The 23,779-nt window shown below is 33.4% G+C and carries 21 protein-coding genes; 7 read left to right on the forward strand and 14 right to left on the reverse strand.

The genetic code is table 11. From position 1 onward, the window contains the following. Positions 1-23: 23 nt before the first annotated feature. The 13 genes from ACP7AQ_RS05625 to ACP7AQ_RS05685 form a co-directional block, all read right to left on the reverse strand. Entirely contained in the window at positions 24-593 is a 570-nt protein-coding gene (locus ACP7AQ_RS05625; protein WP_426094717.1) for a TlpA family protein disulfide reductase, read from the reverse strand. A gap of 63 nt (positions 594-656) precedes the next feature. Beyond that, positions 657-977, reverse strand: coding sequence for a rhodanese-like domain-containing protein (locus ACP7AQ_RS05630; protein WP_426094718.1), 321 nt, complete (start codon positions 975-977; stop codon positions 657-659). A 10-nt stretch (positions 978-987) separates the two neighbouring features. Further along, positions 988-2,217, reverse strand: a complete 1,230-nt coding sequence (locus ACP7AQ_RS05635; protein ID WP_426094719.1) for an MFS transporter — start codon at positions 2,215-2,217, stop codon at positions 988-990. 67 nt (positions 2,218-2,284) lie between these two features. Further along, positions 2,285-2,593 (reverse strand): DUF202 domain-containing protein, encoded by a 309-nt coding sequence (locus ACP7AQ_RS05640; protein ID WP_091205548.1) that lies wholly within the window; start codon positions 2,591-2,593, stop codon positions 2,285-2,287. A gap of 276 nt (positions 2,594-2,869) precedes the next feature. Beyond that, entirely contained in the window at positions 2,870-3,187 is a 318-nt protein-coding gene (locus ACP7AQ_RS05645; RefSeq protein ID WP_426091425.1) for a rhodanese-like domain-containing protein, read from the reverse strand. A gap of 11 nt (positions 3,188-3,198) precedes the next feature. Next, on the reverse strand, positions 3,199-4,599 hold the full coding sequence (locus ACP7AQ_RS05650; protein WP_426094720.1) for an MBL fold metallo-hydrolase: 1,401 nt from the start codon (positions 4,597-4,599) through the stop codon (positions 3,199-3,201). A gap of 82 nt (positions 4,600-4,681) precedes the next feature. Further along, positions 4,682-5,350, reverse strand: coding sequence for a carbonic anhydrase (locus ACP7AQ_RS05655; RefSeq protein ID WP_426094721.1), 669 nt, complete (start codon positions 5,348-5,350; stop codon positions 4,682-4,684). A gap of 135 nt (positions 5,351-5,485) precedes the next feature. Beyond that, entirely contained in the window at positions 5,486-6,901 is a 1,416-nt protein-coding gene (locus tag ACP7AQ_RS05660) for an MBL fold metallo-hydrolase (protein ID WP_426094722.1), read from the reverse strand. 281 nt (positions 6,902-7,182) lie between these two features. Continuing rightward, complete coding sequence (locus tag ACP7AQ_RS05665; protein WP_426094723.1) at positions 7,183-7,863, reverse strand: ABC transporter ATP-binding protein; 681 nt, start codon at positions 7,861-7,863, stop codon at positions 7,183-7,185. Next, on the reverse strand, positions 7,860-8,399 hold the full coding sequence (locus tag ACP7AQ_RS05670; RefSeq protein ID WP_426094724.1) for an ABC transporter permease: 540 nt from the start codon (positions 8,397-8,399) through the stop codon (positions 7,860-7,862). The genes ACP7AQ_RS05665 and ACP7AQ_RS05670 overlap by 4 nt, the downstream gene beginning before the upstream one ends. Positions 8,400-8,514: 115 nt before the next feature. Beyond that, a complete protein-coding gene (locus ACP7AQ_RS05675) occupies positions 8,515-9,099 on the reverse strand; it encodes a TetR/AcrR family transcriptional regulator (RefSeq protein ID WP_426094725.1) in 585 nt (194 codons plus the stop codon). A gap of 160 nt (positions 9,100-9,259) precedes the next feature. After that, positions 9,260-10,534 carry an FAD/NAD(P)-binding oxidoreductase gene (locus ACP7AQ_RS05680; protein ID WP_426094726.1) on the reverse strand — a complete coding sequence of 425 codons (1,275 nt, stop codon included), beginning with the start codon at positions 10,532-10,534 and terminating at the stop codon, positions 9,260-9,262. A gap of 81 nt (positions 10,535-10,615) precedes the next feature. Beyond that, a complete protein-coding gene (locus tag ACP7AQ_RS05685) occupies positions 10,616-11,413 on the reverse strand; it encodes a sulfite exporter TauE/SafE family protein (protein ID WP_426094727.1) in 798 nt (265 codons plus the stop codon). Positions 11,414-12,585: 1,172 nt separating this feature from the next. Between ACP7AQ_RS05685 and ACP7AQ_RS05690 the strand changes: the two genes are divergently transcribed. The 5 genes from ACP7AQ_RS05690 to ACP7AQ_RS05710 all read left to right on the forward strand — a co-directional run bounded on the left by ACP7AQ_RS05690 (position 12,586) and on the right by ACP7AQ_RS05710 (position 20,538). Continuing rightward, entirely contained in the window at positions 12,586-12,981 is a 396-nt protein-coding gene (locus ACP7AQ_RS05690) for a hypothetical protein (protein WP_426094728.1), read from the forward strand. A gap of 166 nt (positions 12,982-13,147) precedes the next feature. Next, positions 13,148-14,230, forward strand: coding sequence for an efflux RND transporter periplasmic adaptor subunit (locus ACP7AQ_RS05695; protein WP_426091436.1), 1,083 nt, complete (start codon positions 13,148-13,150; stop codon positions 14,228-14,230). 43 nt (positions 14,231-14,273) lie between these two features. Continuing rightward, on the forward strand, positions 14,274-17,459 hold the full coding sequence (locus ACP7AQ_RS05700) for an efflux RND transporter permease subunit (RefSeq protein WP_426094729.1): 3,186 nt from the start codon (positions 14,274-14,276) through the stop codon (positions 17,457-17,459). Continuing rightward, positions 17,437-18,867, forward strand: coding sequence for a TolC family protein (locus tag ACP7AQ_RS05705; protein WP_426094730.1), 1,431 nt, complete (start codon positions 17,437-17,439; stop codon positions 18,865-18,867). Before ACP7AQ_RS05700 ends, ACP7AQ_RS05705 begins: the two co-directional genes overlap by 23 nt. A gap of 663 nt (positions 18,868-19,530) precedes the next feature. Then, complete coding sequence (locus ACP7AQ_RS05710; protein WP_426094731.1) at positions 19,531-20,538, forward strand: IS30 family transposase; 1,008 nt, start codon at positions 19,531-19,533, stop codon at positions 20,536-20,538. A gap of 18 nt (positions 20,539-20,556) precedes the next feature. Here the strand turns inward: ACP7AQ_RS05710 and ACP7AQ_RS05715 are convergent, their stop codons facing one another. After that, entirely contained in the window at positions 20,557-21,231 is a 675-nt protein-coding gene (locus ACP7AQ_RS05715) for a response regulator (protein WP_426094732.1), read from the reverse strand. A 111-nt stretch (positions 21,232-21,342) separates the two neighbouring features. Here ACP7AQ_RS05715 and ACP7AQ_RS05720 point away from each other — a divergent pair, with 111 nt between their 5' ends. Continuing rightward, positions 21,343-21,582, forward strand: coding sequence for a hypothetical protein (locus ACP7AQ_RS05720; RefSeq protein WP_426094733.1), 240 nt, complete (start codon positions 21,343-21,345; stop codon positions 21,580-21,582). A gap of 109 nt (positions 21,583-21,691) precedes the next feature. Continuing rightward, positions 21,692-23,701, forward strand: a complete 2,010-nt coding sequence (locus ACP7AQ_RS05725; protein ID WP_426094734.1) for a tetratricopeptide repeat-containing sensor histidine kinase — start codon at positions 21,692-21,694, stop codon at positions 23,699-23,701. Positions 23,702-23,779 lie beyond the last annotated feature (78 nt).

Below are 23,779 nucleotides of genomic sequence, written 5' to 3' on the forward strand. Positions count from 1 at the left end.
AAAAGTAAAAAATGACAATGATTTTATTTTTTTAATAACTCGTCTAGCATTTCTCGGAACGAATCACTATTCCAATTTGCTGTTCCAATTTTGGCTACGATTACATTTCCTGATTGATTAATAAGATAAGTTGCCGGAATTGTCGCCGATTCCATTTCTAATGGAGGATTGGTTACCGATTGATACACAGGAAGCGTCAGATTTTCTTTAATCATAAAAGCATTTGCTTTTTCGAAGGAATCCGTTGTCACAAACAAAAAGACTATTTTATCTTGATAATCAACATATAATTTTTGAATGCTTGGCATTTCGGCAATACAAGGCGGACACCAGGTAGCCCAGAAATTAATGAATATAATTTTTCCTTTGTATGCGTCCAATGACACCGTATTTCCGGTGGCGTCTTTTAATTGCCAATGATAATTGGAAAGCATTTTTTGATCTGTTACCGCAATTGTTTTGGGTGAAAAGGCAATTAATCGGTTCAGTTGTACTTTTACAAAAGTGCCCAACGGACTGAACAGAAGCAATGCTATTAATACGATAAAAACAATATTTTGGATAGTGGATTTTTTTGGTGTTTTCCAGTTCATTTTTTATTTTTTTGAATTATTACTTTCTGAAAAGAAAGAATCTCTTGGTTTTAGCTTTATACTTTATTTTAAATTTAACCATTCATTTGTTCCACCGCAAAGCCAGTTTGCATTGTATCCCATTTCTTTTAAAAGTTTAGCTCCATCCATCGATCTTCCTCTACCTTTTCCACAAGCTGTAATAATTTTACAATCTTTTTTGATTTGATGTATTTGGTTTTCAATTTCTGCCAAAGTAATATTTCTGGCTTCCGGAATATGATTACTTTCGAATTCTTCTTTGGAACGGACATCAATAATCTGTATTTTTTCATTTTGCTGAAGCGCTTGTTTTACTACTGCAACTTGAATGCATTCATTTGAGGAGCTATCTATTTCTTTCATGTCGTTTGAATCAGTTAGTTGTTTTTTGTAAATGGTCTTTTGGCATTCGAACTTTGATTATTGCTGATGATGCAATGGTGATAACTCCGATCAATATAATGGCATAATTTACACCGAATAAATCAGCTGTTATTCCTGAAATAATCGCGCCTATCGCATATCCTAAATCCCTCCAAAGCCTGAATGTACCAATACTTTCTGCTCTCTGATGCGGGTTTGTTGCCTGTGCAATGGCGGATAAAAAAGTAGGATAAACTAACGCCGTTCCTAAACCCAAAAATGCTGAAATGGCGGCCAACTGATAGAATGCTGCAGCAAAAGGAATAAAAAGTATCGCAATTCCCTGAAGTAACATTCCCCAAAACAACATCTTTTTTTTCGAATAAACATCTGACATTTTTCCGGTTACCAATTGTCCAAAACCCCAAACGGTAGGATAAATAGCGGTTATAATTCCAATATTCTGTGAATCATAATTCAAAGAAAGCAACACAATGGGTAACAGTCCCCAAATCATGCCATCATTCAGGTTATTGACTAATCCTGCTTGTGTTATGGCGCTTAATGTTTTGTTTTTGAAAGTGGTTTCAAGAAAAATATTATCTAATTTTTCAGTTTTATTCGTTGTGTTTTCTTGGTGAACAAATACTCTGGTGTCTTTCACAAAAAACAAAGTCAATAAAAAACCAATTATCGAAATCCCAATTCCCAAATAAAAAGGGTAAGGCGTAATGCCATATTTTTGTGCAATGTAGCCTGACAGAAAAGCAACTAATCCAACGGCAAAATAACCGGCAAACTCGTTGAGTCCCATCGCAAGTCCACGATCTTTTTCTCCAACCAAATCAATTTTCATCACCACTGTACTGCTCCAAGTAAGTCCTTGACTAATTCCCAATAATATATTGGCAAAAATCACCCAGTTCCAAGATTCTGCATAAATTAAAATAAAAGGAATGGGAATGGCCAGAATCCAACCGAATAAAAGTAAATTTTTTCTCCCGAAACGGTTCGCCAGTTTGCCTGTAAAATAATTGGTAATGGCTTTTGTAATTCCAAAGGCAACGATGAAAGAGAGAATAGCTGTTTTTGAAGCAATGCCAAATTCAATCTCAGCAAATTTTGGAATAATGGTTCGTTCCATTCCTATCATTCCGCCGACAAAGGCATTGACAATAACCAAAATAGTAAACTGTTTCCAATTTTCTTTCAGTCCAAGTTTGGTTGTATTTGTTTTCAATTGAGGTAATTTATTAATTTAAAATCTTCGTTTGGAAAAGAAGTTAGGAACAAAAAAGGGTAAGTTCTTATAATTTGTAATATTCTAATTGGTAGTCACCGATGTGTTTTTTATTTTCTGCGATGGATTTTTTGTGTTTAAAATAGTTCACGGTTCCAAAAACAAAAATGATAAATGAAGTGACAAAAAGTGCGATTTCAATCAGTAAACTATTTTCAATTTTGAGCAGATTTCTCAAACTCAAACCTGCAATCAAAAAATACATTGACGTTCTCAAAAAGGCTAGAAATGTGGATTGATTGGCCAAAGTTGTTCGTTGCAACGCTAATTTTTCTCTTAAAATTAAGTCTTTGTTTGCTGGTTTTTTCTCTTCCATAGCATTGTATGTGTGTAATTGTTTGCAAAAAGTAGTTAAGTCGTTTTTGTTTTTTAAAAAGCTAAAAATCATTAATTTTTTATAAATAGACTATCAAATTTACTCTTTATTTAAGTCAATTTGAAAAATCAAATGTTTTAAAGATATTTACTAAACCAATTACCAATTCAATCGCATTAATTTCGCTTAAATCTCTGCTGCTGCATAAATAAGGATGCAGCTTAAAACAAAAAATCTCTTATTTTAAACTGCACACTATTTTAAAACTATCGTTGTTTATTTACTTATAGCTTCGTTTACATCTTGCCAAGTACCGCCATTTGTAACGTTTTTGAAACCATTTTGCTCCAAAATCATTTTGGCTTGACCGCTGCGATTACCGCTTCGGCAGAAAACAATGATATGATCTTTTTCTTTGAATTTTTCCAATTGGCTCGCCACTTGATCCAAAGGAATATTCGTTGAACCTTTTACGTGACCTTCTGCGAATTCTGACGGTGTGCGAACATCTACTAGGAAAGCACCTTCTTTTATTATTTTTTCCATTTGTGTGGTGTCTTTTTTTGAAAATATATTTTTAAAAATTCCGAACATAATTGAGGTTTTTAGTATTCAATAGGATTATTTTGGCTCATCCACTCATTCATTCCCCGAGAATAGTTGAGCACATTTTTATAACCATTTCGCGCTAATAATGAATAGGCAATTGCTGCCCTGTCACCGCCTTGGCAATGGATTAATACTTTTTTATCTTTACTTATTTTGTCCAGATTATTTACCAAAGTACCTACAAATACATTGTCAGCTCCTTTGATGTGACCTGCATTGTATTCCGCAACACCTCGAAGGTCAACAACTTGAACATCTTTTTCTTGTTGTAAGGCTTTAAATTCTTCTATTGTAATTTGATTTACTTTCTCTAAAGAACCGCCATTTTCTTCCCATATTTTCGTAGAAGGAATGTACCCGTGAATGTTGTCTAATCCAATTCGCATTAGTTTTCTGGTCAAATCATCTAATTGTGATTCATCGGCAAGCAACATAAAAGGTTCTTCATACGTAAGAAACCATCCTGCCCAAGTGGCAAATGAATTATTCCCCTGAATGTTGATGCTTCCCGGAATAAATCCTTTAGAAAATTCCGTTTTATCTCTTGCATCAATCAATTTGATTCCTTTTTCTAAAGCTGCTGTTAATTCGTTATAATCCAGTTGTTTTAATTTTGGAACAGTTGTAAGAAGCGGACGATCAACTTTATTTAGTTTTTTCATCATCGCAAAATATTTTGGCGGTTCCGGTTGGTCTTCCAATAAATATTTTACAAATCCACTTTCATCATTTTTATGCTGAAAAGCCCAGTTTCTTATTTTTTCATATCCTACAGTGCTGCTTGGAACGGCTCCTAATGCTTTTCCACAAGCAGAACCTGCTCCATGACCTGGCCAGATTTGAATATAATCAGGCAATGCATCAAATTTATTAATGGATTGATACATTTGTTTGGCACCAATGTCTTGTGTTCCTTTCATTCCTGCTGCTTTTTCAAGCAAATCGGGTCTTCCTATATCTCCAACAAATACAAAGTCACCGGTAAACAACATTACGGGTTCATCGCTTGCGGGAGTATCTGTTAACAGAAAACTGATGCTTTCCGGAGTATGTCCAGGCGTGTGAACTACTTCGATTTTTAAGTTTCCTACTTTTAGAACATCACCATCTCTCACGTCAACATGAGGGAATTCATATTTCCAATCGGGCCCGCCTTCCGCTGAAAGGTACATTTCTGCTCCCGTCAAAGCGGCTAATTCTCTGGAACCAGCAAGGAAATCAGCATGAATGTGTGTTTCTAAAATATGAGTAATTTTCATATTGTTCTGCTTGGCAATTTCAAGGTAGGTGTCAACATCCCTTTTAGGATCGATAACTGCGGCTACACCTGCTTTTTGACAGCCAATAAAATAACTTGCCTGAGCAAGACTCTTGTCGTAAATGTGTTGAAAATACATATCGTTTTTTTTAATTTCTAATTTATTGGACAAAATTAGGTCATGATTTTATTAAAATTGGTGACTAATGTTACATAGCGGTTTACAACTGAATTATTTTGCCTGTATGCACGTCATAGCGCATGGAAATAATTTTAATTTTATGTTCTTTTACAATTGAATTTTCCTGAACAAGCCTATTTGAATGTTCAATATTAGCATTGATACAACCTAATACATTGTCTTGTTTTGGCGTTTGTTTTTCGGCTTCCTGTTCCTCTTTTTCCTCTGCGATAGTTTCCACAATGTCATCAATGTGATTTAGGTGCTTTTTGTAATCATTATTTTTATCACCAATGTACGCTTTAATAGCACCACATTCTGTGTGTCCTAAAATGACGATTATTTTAACATCGAGATGCTCAACGGCATATTCAATGCTCCCCATATCAATATCAGAAATTAGGTTTCCAGCATTTCTGATTACGAATAAATCGCCTATCCCTTGATCGAACAGAATTTCAGGCGAAACTCTGCTGTCTGAGCAAGTGACTACAACGGCAAAAGGATGTTGTACGTTTTGATTTTCTAAAACTGATTTTTTATTTTGATGGGGATGAATTGTTTTTTCTTCTAAAAAGCGTTGATTCCCTGAAACTAATTTTTCTAATGGAGTTTGGTTTTTATTTTCTTCCAATTTTTTTGTATCGATTTTATCACATCCGGTTGCAGCGAGCAACATCAAGAAGGAGACTAAAATTATTTTTTTCATTATCCTTTATCTATTAATTTTTTCAAAAATACTGACAGCAATGCTTTTGGATAGCGACTATTATCACTTTGGAGCAAAAAAAAGAGAGAACCTTTTCAGATTCTCTCTCTCTCTTTATATAGAACAAAACTTGTTTTATAATAATGTTGTCGGACATACATAATCCGTTTTTGGGAGGCTTGTTTCTGTAATATCTGTAAAACCGCCAATAACATCAACAAAATTATCCCAACCACGCATTTTTAGAATTGATGCCGCCAACATACTACGATAACCTCCGGCGCAATGCAGGATGAATGGTTTTTCTTTTGGAAATTCAGCCAAGTGACTGTTGATTTCGTTTAACGGAATATTTATTGCTCCAACCAAATGTTCCGATAAATATTCGCTTTTCTTTCTGACATCAAAAACGGGAATTTCCTCGTTTTTTAGTTTTTGTTCCAATTCTGTTGCAGTAATTCGGGTGAGTGTATCCACCTCTTTGCCCGCTTTTTTCCATGATTCAAAACCATCTTTTAAGTATCCAATTGTACTATCGTAGCCTATTCGAGATAGACGAACCATACTTTCTTCTTCTTTTCCCGGCTCGGTAACTAACAGTATTTCTTGTTTAATATCGGGAATCATTTTGCCTACCCACATGGCAAAATTACCGTCTAAACCGATGTTAATGCTGTTTGGGATAAATCCATTTGCAAATTCTGATGCCAATCGGGTGTCCAAAATTAAGGCACGAGTTTCATTGGCAATTAATTCAAACTCTTCCGGATTTAAAGGTTTATTTGCTTTTTTAAGCACAGCATCTAAACTTTCGTACCCATTGATGTTCATTAAAACATTAGCCGGAAAATAGCCCGGAGGATTTGTTAATCCTGTTAGTACCGCAGTAACAAACTCATCTTCGTTCATTTTTGGGTTCAGGGCGTAGTTGGTTTTCTTTTGGTTACCCAGCGTATCGGTAGTTTCTTTACTCATCATTTTTCCGCAAGCGGAACCCGCTCCGTGATTGGGATATACAATTAAATCATCAGACAAAGGCATGATTTTGTTTCGTAAGGATTGGTAAAGATGTCTGGCCAATTTGTCTTGGGTCAAATCAGCCACAACGTGTTGCGCTAAATCGGGACGGCCTACATCTCCAATAAACAGGGTATCTCCAGTTATGATTCCATGCTCTTTTCCGTTCTCGTTTATCAACAGAAAAGTAGTACTTTCCATGGTGTGTCCCGGTGTATGAATCACTTTTACTTTGTAGTTTCCAATTTCAAAAATTTGTCCGTCTTTGGCAGTAATAATTTCATAAGCCGGTTTCGCTGTTGGACCGTAAACAATTTTAGCACCTGTTTTATTGGCTAAATCCAAATGTCCCGAAACGAAATCAGCATGGAAATGAGTGAGAAAAACGTACTTAATTTTAGCATTGTCTGCAAACGCTCTGTCGATGTAAGGCTGTACTTCGCGTAATGGATCAAAAATGGCAACCTCTCCGTTACTTTCTAAATAATAGGCTGCGTGAGCAATACATCCGGTATAAATTTGTTCGATTTTCATAATATTATGTTTTTTTAATTATTGATAGGGCAAAATTAGGGGGCACATTTTTAATCTAAAGTGATAATTATCATAAGAAAATAATTATTTTCGTATTAATTATAGTATGTGATAAATGTCACATAGCAATTTGAATTTGAATGCATTACAAGGTACAGGCAAAAAAAATACTTCCAAATACGAAGGTCTTTTCTGTGTTTTTTTAAATGCAGATTAATGTGTTAGAACTACCAAATTCGTGTTGTTTTGGCACAGCTATTTCTTTAAAATTTCTTTTTTTTTTATAGAATAATTCCATCCGCCATTTCAATAATTCTGTCGCTCGCTTTTGCAAAATCATTGTCGTGGGTTACCGCAATCACCGTTTGGTTAAACTCAGTTGTCAGATGTTTGAACAAATCAAAAACAATTGCTGCATTTTTACTGTCTAAATTCCCTGTTGGTTCATCGCCCATAATGATTTTTGGGTCGTTTATTAATGCTCTGGCAATGGCCACACGCTGTTGTTGTCCTCCCGAAAGTTTGGAAGTTGGTTTTAATGCCTGGTCTTTCAAATCCAATTTTTCTAAAATGGAATACGCTCTCGATTCAATTTCTTCTTTGGAATATTTCCCTAATTTGAGTGCCGGTATCATTACGTTTTTTAAACTCGAAAATTCAGGTAATAAATAATGGAACTGGAAAACAAAACCTATTTTTTCGTTGCGAATGGCAGCTAACTCTTCTTTTGTTTTTTGGGTTAAATTTTCACCGTCTAAAATAATATTGCCTTCATAATCCGTATCCATTGTAGAAAGAAGGTATAACAAAGTCGATTTTCCAGAACCTGATTTTCCAACCATGGTTACAAATTCCCCTTTGTGAATGTCAAAAGAGATGTCGTTCAAAACCTTAAATTTATCGGGTTCGTAAAAATATTTACTAACTTCTTTTGCCTGTAATAATAGTTCCGATTGTATCATTTTCTAAAAATTGTTATAGGATCTAATTTCGCTGCTTTTCTGGCCGGAATATAACCCGCCAATGTGGTTACGATTAATCCAAATCCAATTCCCAAGCCAAAGAATTTTGGAAAAAACCGAATCGGGAAAAACCCTATATCACCGCCAACCCACATATTACCCATTACTTTTACTAAAATCATCGCTAACAACAAACCAAATACAATCCCGATTAATCCAATAACAATGGCTTCTTTTACAAAAATTTGGATGACATCTTTGCCCGAAAAACCAATGGCTTTTAGAATCGCAATATCATTCAGTTTTTCCATAATGGTCATATTCAAAATATTGTAAATACCAAAATGTCCAAATTGTGTTTCCTTAAAAGTACCGGGAACACCGCCAAAGATTTGTGCCGGCAAATAATTAGTAGGCAACTGTAAATTATCTGTTGCCGAAGCCGTGGCATTTCCTCGTGGATTAAACGCATTTATTTTTGAAATTAAAGTTCGGTACTTTGACAATGCTACTTGTTCGTTCGAAATTTTAAGCACTGTCGTATTTTTTCGGCGTAGAGCAAAACGGCATCAATCTTTGTGAAGGAAAGTTTTTCCTACGCTTGCAGCTCAAAACTGAGCAGTAGCACTAATAAAATTCGGAATGTATTTTTCATTTTAAATGGATTAATGTTAACATAGCTTGTATCATTTTATTTCCTTCGATCTCAATGTCAAATTGGAATTCGGCCATGCGCCATTTATATATTTGGAGTCGGAAAGTTCCCATTACGATGTGCGTTAAATCATCTGCAGAAATGGCATTGGTAAAAACACCTGATTGTTGACCTTCAATAAGCAGTGGTTTTAAATGTTTAATTTTTACACTCATTATTTTATAAATCATTTCGTTGATGCGCTGGCTTTCTTCCATTAATCCATCAGAAAAAACTGCGACGACAAAATGTGGGTTTTGTTTAAAAAACGAATACTGATTCTGAAATAATAGAACAAATTGCTCTTTTTGATTTTCTTTTATCGAACGAGATGCTGTTAATCTTTCGTCCATATTTGTAGCCAGAAAATCAAGCAATGCATAGATTATTTCCTCTTTGCTTTCAAAATGTCTGTAAATAGCACTTTCAGAGAATTGCATGGCTACGGCCAATTTTTTAATGGTTAAACCACTGACACCAGACGAAGTGAGAATGTTTCCGGTGGCTTTGATTATTTCCAGTTGTTTGTCTGACATTTTCATTTTAAATTGGTTTTTAATACAAGTAAGTGAATGTTCACTCTGTAAATTTCCGAATACTAATTCCGTTAAAAAGTGATAATTGTCACTTAAGCCAAAATAAAAAAATCCCTTTCAGTTTGACTTGAAAGGGATAACAAATTAAAAATCTAGGTATTAATGATTAGGCAGTTCCTTTTAGGATTTTATTCCAATAAAGCCAAGGCAGAATTTTAGTTTTAAGAATCCACATGGCCCAATTTGGTTTTGCCTGATTTATGGGAAAAGTCATTTTCGGCGTATTAGAATAATCAAATTCAGCCAGCATTAATTTTCCGTATTGTGTTGGAATAGGGCAGGCGCTATAGCCGTCATATTGTGCTGTAACGGTCTTTTTATCCATGATTGCCAAAAGGTTTTCAACCACAACTGGGGCTTGTTTCCGTATTGCTGCACCTGTTTTACTAGAAGGCGCATTGATACAATCACCCAAAGCAAATACATTAGAAAAACGAGTGTGTTGCAGTGTGTTTTTGTCAACTTCTACATATCCCAAAGGATTTTGTGCATCTCTCAATGGACTGTTTTTTATAAAATCGGGTGCTGATTGCGGTGGAACTGCGTGACACAAATCAAAGTTCAAAGTTACTTTTTTAAATTCTTCCACGCCGTCATTTTCGACAATGCCGTAATAGCCTGCATTTTCAGAAGATAGTTTTTGAGTTAAATTGTCATCAATCTCTTTAGTTTCAAATTCAACTGTTTTATTTTTACCATCAATTGCTGTAACATTAGCGTTATAATGAACGTGAATATTATATTTAGCGATCACTTTTAGTAGAGTCTCCGCATATTCTTTGACACCAAATATTACGCTTGCTCCAGAAATATAATGAACATCACATTTATCTAAAATTCCTTTTTTGCGCCAGTAATCGCACGCTAAATACATAATTTTGTGTGGTGCTCCTCCGCATTTTATAGGCGTTGTTGGGTTTGTAAAAACCGCTGTGCCACCCGGAAAATTTTCAATCATTTCCCAAGTGTATGGCGCGTGTTGAAAAGAGTAATTACTACTGATGTTATTTTTTCCTAAAGTTTCCTCCAGTCCTTTTATTTTATTCCAATCCAATTGAATCCCTGGGCAAACTACTAAGTAATCGTAAGTGAGTACAGCGCCTGAACGGCATTTTACTTTGTTTTCATTTGGCATAAATTCGTACACCGCTTCTTTGATCCAGGTAGTGTTTTTTGGAATAACGTCTTTTTCATTTCGAACGGTCTTATTGATGTCAAAAATTCCAGCACCAACCAGTGTCCATGCGGGTTGATAATAATGTTTTTCAGAGGGGTCAATGATTCCAATGTTTAAATTACTTCTTTTACGAAGTAACTGTGAGGCTACAGAAAGTCCTGCATTTCCTCCACCTATGACAAGTATTTTATAATGATTTGACATTTTTTGATTTTTAAGATAATAAAACGACCAATAGTATTGAGTATTTCATTCTTATTTAGTGACTTATGTCACAGAGGGTTTTTATTTTAGAAAAAGTTCTTTAGTTATAATATAAATTCCCATCACTAAAACAAACCAACCAAAGGCAGGTTTCAGTTTGTTGCCATCAATTTTTTTGGATAATGCTGTACCAATAAAAATTCCAATAACTGCAAATGCTGAAATGGTAAATAAGAATTGCCAATCGATAACGTTTTCTCCACCTTCTCCAAAAAAACCGATTAAAGATTTGGCAGCAATGATTACTAATGAAGTCCCAACCGCTTCTTTCATACTAAGTTTACTCAAAATAACCAAAGCCGGTATAATTAAAAATCCACCACCAGCTCCCACAAGTCCGGTAATTATTCCAACAAGTGCTCCTTCTATAAGTATCAGTGGATAATTGAATTTTTGTTCATGTGGTTCTTCAGAAACTAGTTTTTTGTCTTTTTTAATCATGCTACAAGAAGCAATAATCATTATTACAGCGAAAAGCAGCATTAAAAAAAGGTCTTTAGTCAAGATAAAGTTTCCAATAGAAAACAGTTCTTTAGGAATTGCAGGAACTATTACTGCTCTTGTTGTAAAAACGGCAATAATGGACGGAATACCAAAAACAATGGCAGTTTTGATGTTTACCAATCCTTTTTTGAAATATCCAACACTACCCACGGCACTTGTTAAACCAACAATGAATAATGAATAGGCTGTTGCGATCACGGGTTCAACTGCAAATAAATAAACCAATACAGGTACCGTGAGAATACTTCCACCACCTCCAATTAGTCCTAATGCAACGCCAATAAGTATTGACGCAAAATAACCTAAATATTCCATAATTTTAAATTTTATGATGCAAATATTGTCAGTTTAAATTTTAGTTACAGTAACATTTATCACACAGAGGATTTTTTTTAAAATTATAATAGGTTTTCCAAACAAGTATAGAAATCCTTTTTATGTCATCTTTTGAGGCAGTAGGAAGCAAGATGTTACAGGCCATTAATTTTTTGATTTTTTAAGATTATATTTTAAAAGTACGCTAAAATAGAAGCTTTTTTTGATTATCTGAGAAATTTGTTTGGTATCAAATTCGATGTCTGAAGTTCAACAGTAGAATACTTAATGAAGTATGAAATAATTTCAGATTGTTTGTAGCAATCTATCTTTTGGTACAAAATCGTGTTGTAAATAGAAAGTAGATTCCTTAAAATTACCGCCATAGCAGTAAAATAGCTTGTTAAGTTTTGAGGAAAGTAGTTGTCTAGTCCTAAAAAAACCTGTAAATTAATTATTTACAGGTTTTTTTTTGGAGTCGCCGGGATTACAATCGAACACCTAACTCCTATATCAATGTTTATAGATAAACTCGAGAAATAATTTTAGATACATTTGTTTATATGAGTTTTTTATTTTTGTTTTCAATTCTTAAAATCATTTTTTTTTATCAATTGTTTCTTTTGTTTTTTATCTTTTATTGTAAAAATTCAATTTTTTAAGATAAAAATTACTCCTTAAATATGATTTTGGTGTTCGACAGTCGAACACATTTATTTAATGTACTTTTTATAGTTTTTCGATGAACATTTTATTTTGAGTCATTCATGAAGGAATACTATGAAGAAAAGTAATCAGATATTCGCTATTTAGTAATCTTGGGCAAAGCAATGGATTAATTGAGGTACAGGAATTATGTGCTGATCAATGAATTTAATTTAATAATGCTGCGTTGATTGATACTTTTATAAATGTAGGTAAAAGTGCTAAAACTTTTAATAAACCAGATGTTATGAGATTAGAGAAATTTGTTTCTAATTATTAAGATACAAGCCATTTTATAAATGTGGAAAAGTAGTTTACTATTGCTTAACGTTTAATTAATTAAAATTGTGTTTATTCTTCATTAATGTTTTTTTGAAAGAACTGCAATCGTTTTCGCTTTCTTTTACTTGTTAAACTTAATTAAAATTGTTTTTTCTTTCATTACTTTTATTACTTTTGGCTTCCAAATGAGATTAACTGTTTTTTTTCTATATCTGTTTTTCTATCTGCAATGCGGAGGAAATTATGTTCATGCTACCTCGCATGACAATGACATCTACAGCTCATTAATTTCCAAACTTGTACATTCGGATGAAGTAAAATTTGCTAAGACGATTTCGGGCAGTATTATGATTAATGCTGGTGGTTTTGATCTAGAAGAGGAATGCTCCAACAGCGATTCTCTTAAAAAAAGAAATTTAAATAAAAATGTTACCGAAAAATTTGGCGTTTCAAAAGTTTGGTATCAGACATTTTCTTGTCAGTCTGTCTTAAACTATTGTAATAAAAATTTTAAAATCTTCGCGCCATTTTGTGGCCAGTCATATCCTATTTATATTATTCAGCAGGTATTAAGAATTTGATTAATACTGAAATCAGTTACTAAATTTTTGAGGTTGCTTACTTTTTGAACGCTTTAAGCTTTCATTTATAGTATGCCAGTTCCAATATTTTTGAAAACTGATGACTTTTTATTTCTAAGGAATTCCCAATTCCAAGTATTTAATCGCTTAATTTTCATTTTACATCATGAATAAAATACTCGTGTTCACGGGCTTGATTGCCTTGTTGTGCCTAACAAGTTGTACAACAAAAAAAGAAGAAAAAGAAGAAGAGACGAAATTTATTGTTACCAATCCCATAAAAATTGATACTTCGTTTACCAAACAATATGTTTCGCAAATTCGTTCTGTACGTAACATTGAAGTTCGATCGCAGGAAAAAGGATATTTACAAAACATCTATGTAGATGAAGGTCAATATGTAAAAGCAGGTCAGCTATTATTTAAAATTATGCCGGGAATGTATCAGGCAGAATTGCTAAAGGCACAAGCAGAAGCAAAAGGCGCTGAGATTGAATTACATAATGCCAAAACCCTTGCCGACAAAAATATAGTTTCCAGAAACGAGCAGTCTTTGGCTCAAGCCAAATTAGAGCAGGCAAGAGCTGAAGTGGCTTTGGCAAAACTACATTTATCATTCACTGAAATCAGAGCGCCATTTGCCGGAACTATTGATCGCATTCCATTAAAATTAGGAAGTTTAATAGATGAAGGAGCTTTACTGACCAGTCTTTCTGATAACAGTCAAATGTTTGCCTATTTTAATGTTTCAGAACCGGAGTATTTAGAATATCAGAGCAATGTAAAAGATCGTGCCACTAATAAAGTAAGTCTGCTATTGGCCAATAACCAAGTTTTTCAGTTTAAAGGTAATGTTGAGGTGATTGAAAGTGAGTTTAATAATGAAACAGGAAACATTGCCTTTAGAGCACGATTCCCGAACTCAAACAAATTACTGAAGCACGGTGAAACTGGATTGGTTCAAATGAATGTTCCGCTTAAAAATGCTATCGTAATTCCGCAGAAAGCTACGTATGAAATTCAAGATAAAAAATATGTTTTTTTGGTAAATAAAAACAATGTACTGGAATCAAAGGAAATTATTATTACTGGTGAAATCCCGGATTTATATGTGATTTCGAGTGGTCTTACTGAAAACGACAAGATTTTACTGGAAGGTATTCAGAAAGTTAAGGACGATGAAAAGATAAAGTATGATTTTATAAAATCGAAAGACGTCATCGCCCATTTGCGATTAAAAACGGAATAGGTTTATAATTTTCAATTTGGTTTAACCATAAAAAATAAATATAATGTTTAATAAATTTATTCAAAGACCAGTTTTGTCGATAGTAATATCGCTCATAATTGTCTTTTTGGGAGTCTTGGCACTAACCAATTTGCCGGTGACTCAATTTCCTTCTATTTCGCCACCAAGGGTAAATGTGATAGCAGATTATCCAGGATCTAATGGAGAACTGATGATCAAGGCTGTCATCATTCCACTTGAGAAAGCACTCAATGGAGTTCCCGGAATGAAATACATGACTTCAGATGCTGGTAATGATGGAGAAGCTAGTATTCAAATAATTTTTAATTTGGGTACCGACCCGAATCAGGCAGCGATAAATGTTCAAAACCGTGTAGCCTCTGTAGTCAATAAATTACCGCCATTAGTGGTAAGAGAAGGAGTGAAAATTACGCGTGAAGAATCGAGTATGTTGATGTATGTGAATCTTTACAGTACAGATAAGAACACGGATCAGAAGTTTTTGTACAACTTTGCAGAGATTAATATTCTCTCTGAGTTAAAAAGGGTAAATGGAGTAGGATTTGCTGATGTTTTGGGTAATCGGGAATATGCGATGAGAATTTGGCTGAAGCCAGACAGAATGTTATCCTATAAAATTTCTGCGGAGGAAATTATGGAAGCGTTGGCAGATCAAAGTTTAGAAGCTTCACCAGGTAAAACAGGAGAAAGTTCTGGTAAAAGATCGCAAGCATTTGAATATGTACTGAAATATTCGGGCCGATTTACAAGTAAAGAACAATATGGAAATGTAGTACTTAGGTCGAATCCTGACGGCGAAATTTTACGATTAAAAGATGTCGCCAATATTGAGTTTGGAAGTTCTATGTATGATATTTATTCAAACTTAAACGGAAAACCTTCTGCTGCAATTGTTTTGAAACAATCTTACGGAAGTAATGCCAGTCAGGTTATTAAAGATGTAAAATTAAAATTAGCTGAAATCAAGAAAAATTCTTTCCCAAAAGGAATGGATTATGAAATCAGTTATGATGTGTCTAAATTTCTGGATGCTTCCATCGAAAAAGTAATTCATACTCTGGTCGAAGCCTTTATTTTAGTGGGTTTAGTAGTATTTCTTTTCTTGGGCGATTGGAGGTCAACTATTATACCGGCGATTGCCGTTCCTGTTTCCCTTATTGGAACCTTTATGTTCATGCAATTATTCGGGATTACACTAAATCTTATTACTTTATTTGCACTAGTATTAGCCATTGGAGTAGTCGTCGATGATGCTATTGTAGTCATTGAAGCCGTTCATGCTAAGATGGAGGAAGAACATCTCTCACCTTTAAAAGCTACTAAAAAAGCAATGCATGAAATAGCGGGTGCTATTATAGCGATTACTTTCTTGATGGCAGCAGTATTTGTTCCGGTGGCATTCATGTCTGGACCCGTAGGGATTTTTTATCGTCAATTCTCGATTACAATGGCAACTGCTATTATTCTTTCGGGTATTGTGGCACTAACGCTTACGCCGGCACTTTGTGCGATGATGTTGAAAAGCAATCATGGCAAACCTAGAAAAAGAACGCCAATAAATCGCTTCTTAGATGGTTTTAATTCTACGTTTAATAGTACTGCTGAGAAATATCAAAGCGTTTTAAGTCGCATTGTAAGCCGAAGAACCATCACTTTTATTGCGCTTATAGGTTTTTGCACGGGAACTTGGTTTATCAGCAGTACTGTTCCTTCAGGATTTATTCCTAATGAAGATCAAGGAATGTTTTATGCTATCATCCAAACGCCTCCTGGTTCTTCCTTAGAAAGAACAGATAATATTGCTGAAAAATTGCAGAAAATTGCGGAAACTATAGACGGTGTGCAATCGGTATCAGCTTTGGCAGGGTATGAAATTCTTACGGAAGGTACGGGAGCCAATGCGGGAACTTGTTTGATTAATCTTAAAGAATGGAGCGAGCGAAAGCATTCTGTACAGGAAATAATGACCGAATTAGAAGAGAAAACCAAAGATATTCCGGGTGCCAATATTGAGTTTTTCCAACCGCCAGCGGTGCCAGGATATGGAGCCGCAGGAGGTTTTGAACTTCGTCTGCTGGATAAAGCAGGGTCAGGAGATTACAAGAAAATGGAAAGCGTTAATAATGATTTTGTCAAGGAATTGAATAAACGTCCGGAATTAGCATCCGTGTTTAGTTTTTACAGTGCTAGTTTCCCCCAGTATATGATGAAAGTCGACAATGATTTGGCACAACAGAAAGGGGTTTCCATTGAAAACGCCATGAACACTTTATCAACATTGGTGGGTAGTAATTACGAAATCAGTTTTATCAAATACGGGTTTAATTACAAAGTTATTGTACAGGCCGCTCCTGAATATCGTGCCCTACCTGAAGATATTTTGAAATTATATGTCAAGAACAGTCGGGAAGAAATGGTGCCTTTCTCCGCTTTTATGAAGTTGGAAAAAGTGTATGGACTATCGGAAATCACCCGACATAATATGTATAATTCTTCTGAAATTAGTGGATCAGCTGCGCCAGGATACAGTAGTGGAGCCGCTATTAAAGCTGTACAGGAAGTAGCAGAGTCAAAATTACCCCGAGGTTTTGGTATTGATTGGGCGGGTATTTCTGCTGATGAGGTTTCACAAGGAAATCAAGCCGTTTGGGTTTTCCTAATCTGTTTAGGTTTTGTATATCTTGTTTTAGCAGCACAGTACGAAAGTTTCATTCTCCCGTTATCAGTAATACTCTCTTTACCAGCAGGTATTTTTGGAGCCTTCCTTTTATTGAAATTAACAGGTTTAGAAAACAATATTTACGCACAGGTAGCCATGGTGATGCTGATAGGTTTACTGGGTAAAAATGCAGTTTTGATTGTCGAATTTGCAATTCAAAGGCATGCCGCCGGAAGAACCGTGCTTGAAGCAGCAATGGAAGGCGCAAAAGCCAGATTCCGTCCTATTTTGATGACCTCATTTGCGTTTATTGCAGGCTTAATTCCACTGGTATTTGCTACGGGTCCCGGTAAAATAGGTAACCGAACTATTGGTACAGCGGCGGCAGGAGGAATGCTGATCGGAACTATTTGCGGAGTATTTGTTATCCCTGGTCTTTATTATATTTTTGGCAGAATTGCTGAAAAATACAAACTGGTAAAAAATGAAAAAGAGAATCCATTAACCGAAGAATTTGATAATAATCATGCAAAAAATAAAGAATTATAAATATATTGTCCCGCTAAGTATTTGTCTGGCGTTGGCAAGTTGTGCTCCAGCGTTAGCGCCTTTGGTTGAAACCAAAGCAGTTCCAGAATCTTTCGACAAGAGTACGGATACTACCAATATAGCCGGGACGCCTTGGCGAACTTATTTTAAAGATCCTAATTTGATAAACCTGATTGAAATTGCTTTAAAAAACAATCAGGAATTACAGATTACTTTGCAGGAAATTGAAATTGCTAAAAACGATATTCGTGTCCGTAAAGGAGCTCTCTTGCCAAAAGTTGGTATCGGCGCAGGTGCAGGGGTTGAAAAAGTGGGCAGATATACCAGCCAGGGTGCCGGAGATGCTTCCACTGAAATAAGACCCGGCCTAGAAATGCCGGAACCATTAGGCGATTTGAAAATAGCCGCTTATGCCAATTGGGAAGTAGACATATGGAAAAAATTACGGAATTCTAAGAAAGCAGCCGTAAGTAGATATTTATCAACCGTTGAAGGAAAGAATTTTGTAATAACCAATCTTATCGCTGAGGTTGCTGATTCGTATTACGAATTGCTGGCCTTGGATAACCAATTGGATATTGTTACACAGAATATTGCCTTGCAAAGCACCGCTTTGGAAATTGTAAAAATTCAGAAAGAAGCGGCTAGATCGACTGAATTGGCTGTTCAAAAATTCCAGGCTGAGGTAATGGCTTCGAAAAGTATGGAGTTTGAGATTCTTCAAAATATAAAAGAAACGGAGAATAAAATCAATTTCTTGTTAGGGCAATACCCGCAGGAAATAAGGAGAGATAAAACAAATTTCACTAGTAGGTTGCCTTCGGTAATTCATACCGGAATTCCCTCTCAATTATTAGCGAATCGCCCTGATATTAAACAAGCCGAAATGGAATTGGAGGGAGCAAAATTAGATGTAAAAGTAGCGCGTGCTGAGTTTTATCCTTCATTAGATATTAAAGCAATGGTTGGGGTTAATGCTTTTAAAGCTACTTACTTGTTTACATTTCCAGAATCGTTATTGTATTCATTAGCGGGAGATTTTGCAGCACCGTTGATTAACCGGAATGCAATAAAAGCGGAGTATAGTTCTGCGAATGCCAGACAAATTCAGGCATTGTATAACTATGAGCGTACGATTCTTAAAGCGTATCTCGAGGTTTCCAGTCAGCTTTCTAAAATTAATAATTTGGAAAAAAAGTATCAACTGAAAGCGCAGCAAGTAGATGCTTTGAATCGTTCGATTGCGGTAGCAGGTGATTTATTCAAGTCCGCCAGAGTGGATTATTTTGAAGTTTTGATGACTCAGCGCGATGCTTTGGAATCCAAACTCGAACTCTTAGAGACCAAAAAAGAGCAACTCAACGCAGTAGTTCATATTTACAAGGATTTAGGTGGCGGTTGGAAATAAATTAATTTGAGTTTCTAAAAAATCGTACGTTACGAATTAAATATAAAAAACATTTTTAGACAGTAGTGAGCACAAGTTTACTACTGTTTTTTTATTTTATAAGAACAGATTTAAATTTGGTTTTGATCCCGCTATCATCTTAAAGGTCTTTTTTTCGGAATCTAAAAAGGAGCCATTAAAATATAATTTAGAATTTATGAGAGGAGTGGTTTTTATTTAGGGTAAGTTGTATTTGTATGATTTTAACCTTATAATTCAATAAAAACTGTTCGACTTTCACTGTGACCATAATCATTTTTTAGTATGTAACTATTTTAATATGAAGTATTTATGTTTGTTTTTGTAAAATTTATTTTTTGCAATCTAACCCCTCGTCAAGCTTTGGTTGTATTGGGATTTAGGCATAAAAAAAACCTTGTAAATCAAATGATTACAGGGTTTTTTGTGGACTGAGCGGGATCACAATCGAACACCTAATTCCGATATTAACTTTTTTTGAGAGCTTGAAATTATGATTTTAAATATTAAGTCAAAAGCCAAAAAAAATGATTTGTTAAGCTTTTTTTTCTTATGTAAGTTCAAGTTATAAGTGCAACAGATAAATTAAAAACACTTGGAGTTATCCCCCAAGTGTTTAAGGTCAAAAGCCTAAATTTGTCTTGCATGAAAAAATATAAACAATTAACCGTAGAACAAAGATACCAAATCGAAGCTCTTATACAAGCTGGTTTTAATCAAACGAAAATTGCAGATCAGTTAGGTGTTCATCGCAGTACTATTGGTAGAGAACTGAAACGATCTATACCAAAAAGAGGAAGAGGTTCTGGAGAATACTGTGCTTTAAACGCACAGCGAAAAACAAGTAATCGTCATAAAGAAAAGTATAAAATAGTTTTATTAACACCTGATTTGAAGCAAGCTATCTTCGATAAAATGACCTTGGACAAATGGAGTCCGGAGTTAATTTCAGAACGTTGGAAATTAGAAGGCAAAGCAATAGTTAGTCATGAAACAATTTACAAATGGATATGGGAATCTAAGCACACCAACAGGATAGAGAATAAACCTTTTAAGACACTTTACCAAGAATTGAAACATGGTAAAAGGAGACAAAAAAGAGGGAATATAAAAGACACTCGAGGAGCAATTCTGAATCGTAAACATATAAGTGAGAGGCCAGCTGTTATTGAACAAAGAAAAAGAATCGGAGATTTAGAAGCCGATTTAATGATGGGAAAAGACCATAAATCAGCATTGCTAGTCCTTACAGATAGAACTACATTAATTACCATGATAGATAAGTTGCAGGGAAAAACATCATTAGAAGTCACACAGAAAATAATTGAAAGGCTTTCCAGATTTAACTCCAGCTACGTCAAAACAATCACTTTTGACAACGGAAAAGAGTTTGCTGGACGTACTGAAATTGCCAATAAATTTAAGCTAAAAACCTATTTTACAACACCATATACTTCGCAAGAAAAAAGAACTGTAGAAAATAGAATTGGTGTAATTAGAAGATTTTTTCCAAAGAAAACTGGTTTACGAATTGTAACTAATGAAAAAATTAAACAAGTAGAATTATCAATTAATAACAGACCCATTAGAAAATTCAATTACCTTAATCCTATTGAAACTCTAAAGAATAAGTTTGTTGCACTTATGAGTTGAACACAGCTTTTTTATAATTTATAATAATCCTAATTTTTTAGCTTTACCAATTAGATCTTTATCACTGCCTTTTCCTTTTAAAAGCTGATCTTTTATGTTTGCTTTTCTTTTTTCTATAGCACTCATAGAAAGCGGAATGTAATTTGGAAGATTAACAGTTTTAACTCCTTGAGAAATTAAGATTAAAATTTGATTGTCATGATTATCCCAATTTGTATTTTTTTTAAATAATGCTCTTTGAGATTCTATTATTGTATTACTTCGGAATATATCTCCTTCAATAATTTTTTTACAAATGATCGGGAATAATTCAAAGTTAATGTCACTTTTTGAAATGAATCCTTCAGGTTTTATTTGTTTAATGATTTTATCTACAATTAAGGGTTCACTATGCATTGTAAGAAGAACTATTTTACAATTTGCGAATTTTTCTCTAATGAGTATAGCCAAATCAATGCCATTATTAATATTAAAGTCTATATAAGGAGGAAGACTAATATCTAATAAAGCAAAATCAATTTTTATATTTTGTTTTAGTTGAAAATTTATTTTGTTGTAAGCATCTTCACAATTATAGCTCTTTATAAAAGTCGGGTCGTTTTTTTGAAAATCGGTATCAGATAGCAGGTTAATATAACTATCAACTGTCATTGGGTGATCATCGACTATCAAAATATTAAGGCAGGTATTCATTTTTATCCAATTTCACACAAAACTAATTAAATATTACGGATATACCGTACAATTGAAACAAATCATAACTGTTTTTTTGCACTAAATAAAATTAAACTAAATTAATTTTTTATGAAAAGCAAATTATATATTGCAGGACTTGTTTCTATTTCTTTATTAACTTACTCATGTTCAAATGATAATGATTTTGAAATGCCAGAAGTTAAAAACAATAATTTTAAAATTACACCTCAGGCTGGTTTGAAAAATGAATTAAAAGAAAAAACAATTGATTCAACTAAAGTAATTTTTAGTATTGAAGTAAACACTATTGAAGGAGATCCAAGTATTCCAAAACCACCGAAAGGCTAACTGTTGATACCTTAATTATTTAAAGATAGGCTATGTGAATTATTTGTAATTACATAGTCTTCTTTGTTTCAAAATACTATATTTGAAATTATAAAATAATAATTACATTTTGATTACTCCTACTAAAATTGTTGGCTTCTTTCTACTGTTTTTTCTTTTTTCCTGTAAAAAAAACGTAACCGTTTTATTTGATAAGAGTCATATTAATGATTTATCGGTAAATAAAAAAGAGAAATATTTAGATTCAATAGTTAATTTATTAAAATCTAAAGAAAATGATTCCATTATCAGGGATTTATATTTAAAGGTAGCTTCGGAGTATTATTACATCAATAATTCTAAAAAATCTTTAAATATTAGTTTGCAATCTTTGCAATTATCAAAACAATCAAATGATAGTATTAGAATGGCGAAGTCATTATATTACGTGGGTGATTCTTATGAAAATTCAAAAAAAGATAGTGCTTACTTTTATTATCTGCAGGCTCAAAAAGTATACGCAAAAATTCATGACTATGACAATGTTGGCCGAATGCTATTCAATAAAGCCTATGTTTTGTTTTATGAGGGGAATTATATAGAATGTGAAGTTGAAGTTTCTAAAGCATTACAGTATTTAAAAAAATCTAAAAATTATTATTTGATTTATACTTGTAATAATTTAATGGGTATTTGTTTAGAGAAATTGGCTAATTATGATGAAGCATTACTGTATCACAAATTAGCATTGAGTGAAATTGAAAAAATGAAAATTAATGATAATGATAAAGATGAAATAAATAATTACAATGTAACTTCTATTATTAATATTTGTAATTTATATGATTTAAAAGGAGAGTTTTCGAAGTCTATAAAAGATTTACGAGGTTTATTATCAGAAGATTTAAAAAAAAAATGGCCTAGATTATATGCCAATGTCTTAAGTAATTTGGCTTATTCCAAGATGAAAAATGGAGACTACAAAAATGTTCAATCAATGTTTTTTGAATCCTTGAAAATTGTTGATAGTATTGGAATAGAGACTGATATTTTATACAAAAAGATACATATTGGGGAATATTTTTTGACTCAGAAGGATACAATAAAATCAATTCAAAGTTTAAAACAAGCGAATCAATTAGCAATTAAAATTAAGAACGGTAATGAAATTTTAACTTCATTAAAATTACTCTCCAAAGTTGATAAAAAGAACAAGTTTTTTTATGCAAATGAATATATTAAAGTAAGTGACAGTACTAATAAAGTTCAAAAAAATACTCATAATAAGTATGCAAGAATTGAATATGAAACGTCTAAGATAGAGGATGAAAATAAAGTTTTGACCAATAATAACTTTTATATTTTAATTATTTCATTTGGACTAATTTTATTACTAGTACTAATTATTGTTTTAAGATATTTAAAGTATAAAAATAAAGAGTTACAGTTTTTGCAGCAACAGCAAAAAGCTAATGAAGAAATATACCAACTGTTGACTGAGCAACATAAAAAAATTGATATTGCAAAGGAGAGCGAGAAAACTAAAATAGCAAAAGAATTGCATGATGGCGTAATGAATAAAATTTATGGTGTTCGAATGAATTTAGGTTTTTTCAATTCTAAAATTGGCGCAAAAATAATTGAGAAAAGGAAAGAATATATTTTTGAATTACAAAATATTGAGAATGAGATAAGAACTATATCACATGACTTAAATCGAAGTTCTTTTTTTGACGGCAATGATTTTAATGTGTTGTTATCAAGTTTAATTGAAAATCAAAAAGATATAAGTAGTACTCAGTTTACATATTTAAATGATGAAATGTTTGAATGGGCAACTATTCAAAATATATATAAGATAAATGTATATCGCATAATTCAAGAGGCTATTTTAAATATTAATAAATATTCAAATGCAAAAAATTGTGAAATAAGAATTCAGAAGAAGAATGATAATCTTTTGAAACTAAGCATTAGTGATAACGGGGAAGGATTTGATATTAAAAATAAAAAAAGGGGCATTGGATTAAACAATATGAAAGAAAGGGCGAATTCTTTAAAAGGTCAATTGAATATCGAATCAAAAATTGGAGAAGGAACAAAAATTGAAGTTATATTTTATTTTCAGACACCAACCTAAATAAACTATTCAAAAATGGATAGATTGAAGATGCGTTTACAGAGGATTGACAATATTTTACGCTTCATTAGTATTTCT

The organism is Flavobacterium sp. DSR2-3-3 (assembly GCF_049896585.1).
GTDB lineage: Bacteria > Bacteroidota > Bacteroidia > Flavobacteriales > Flavobacteriaceae > Flavobacterium.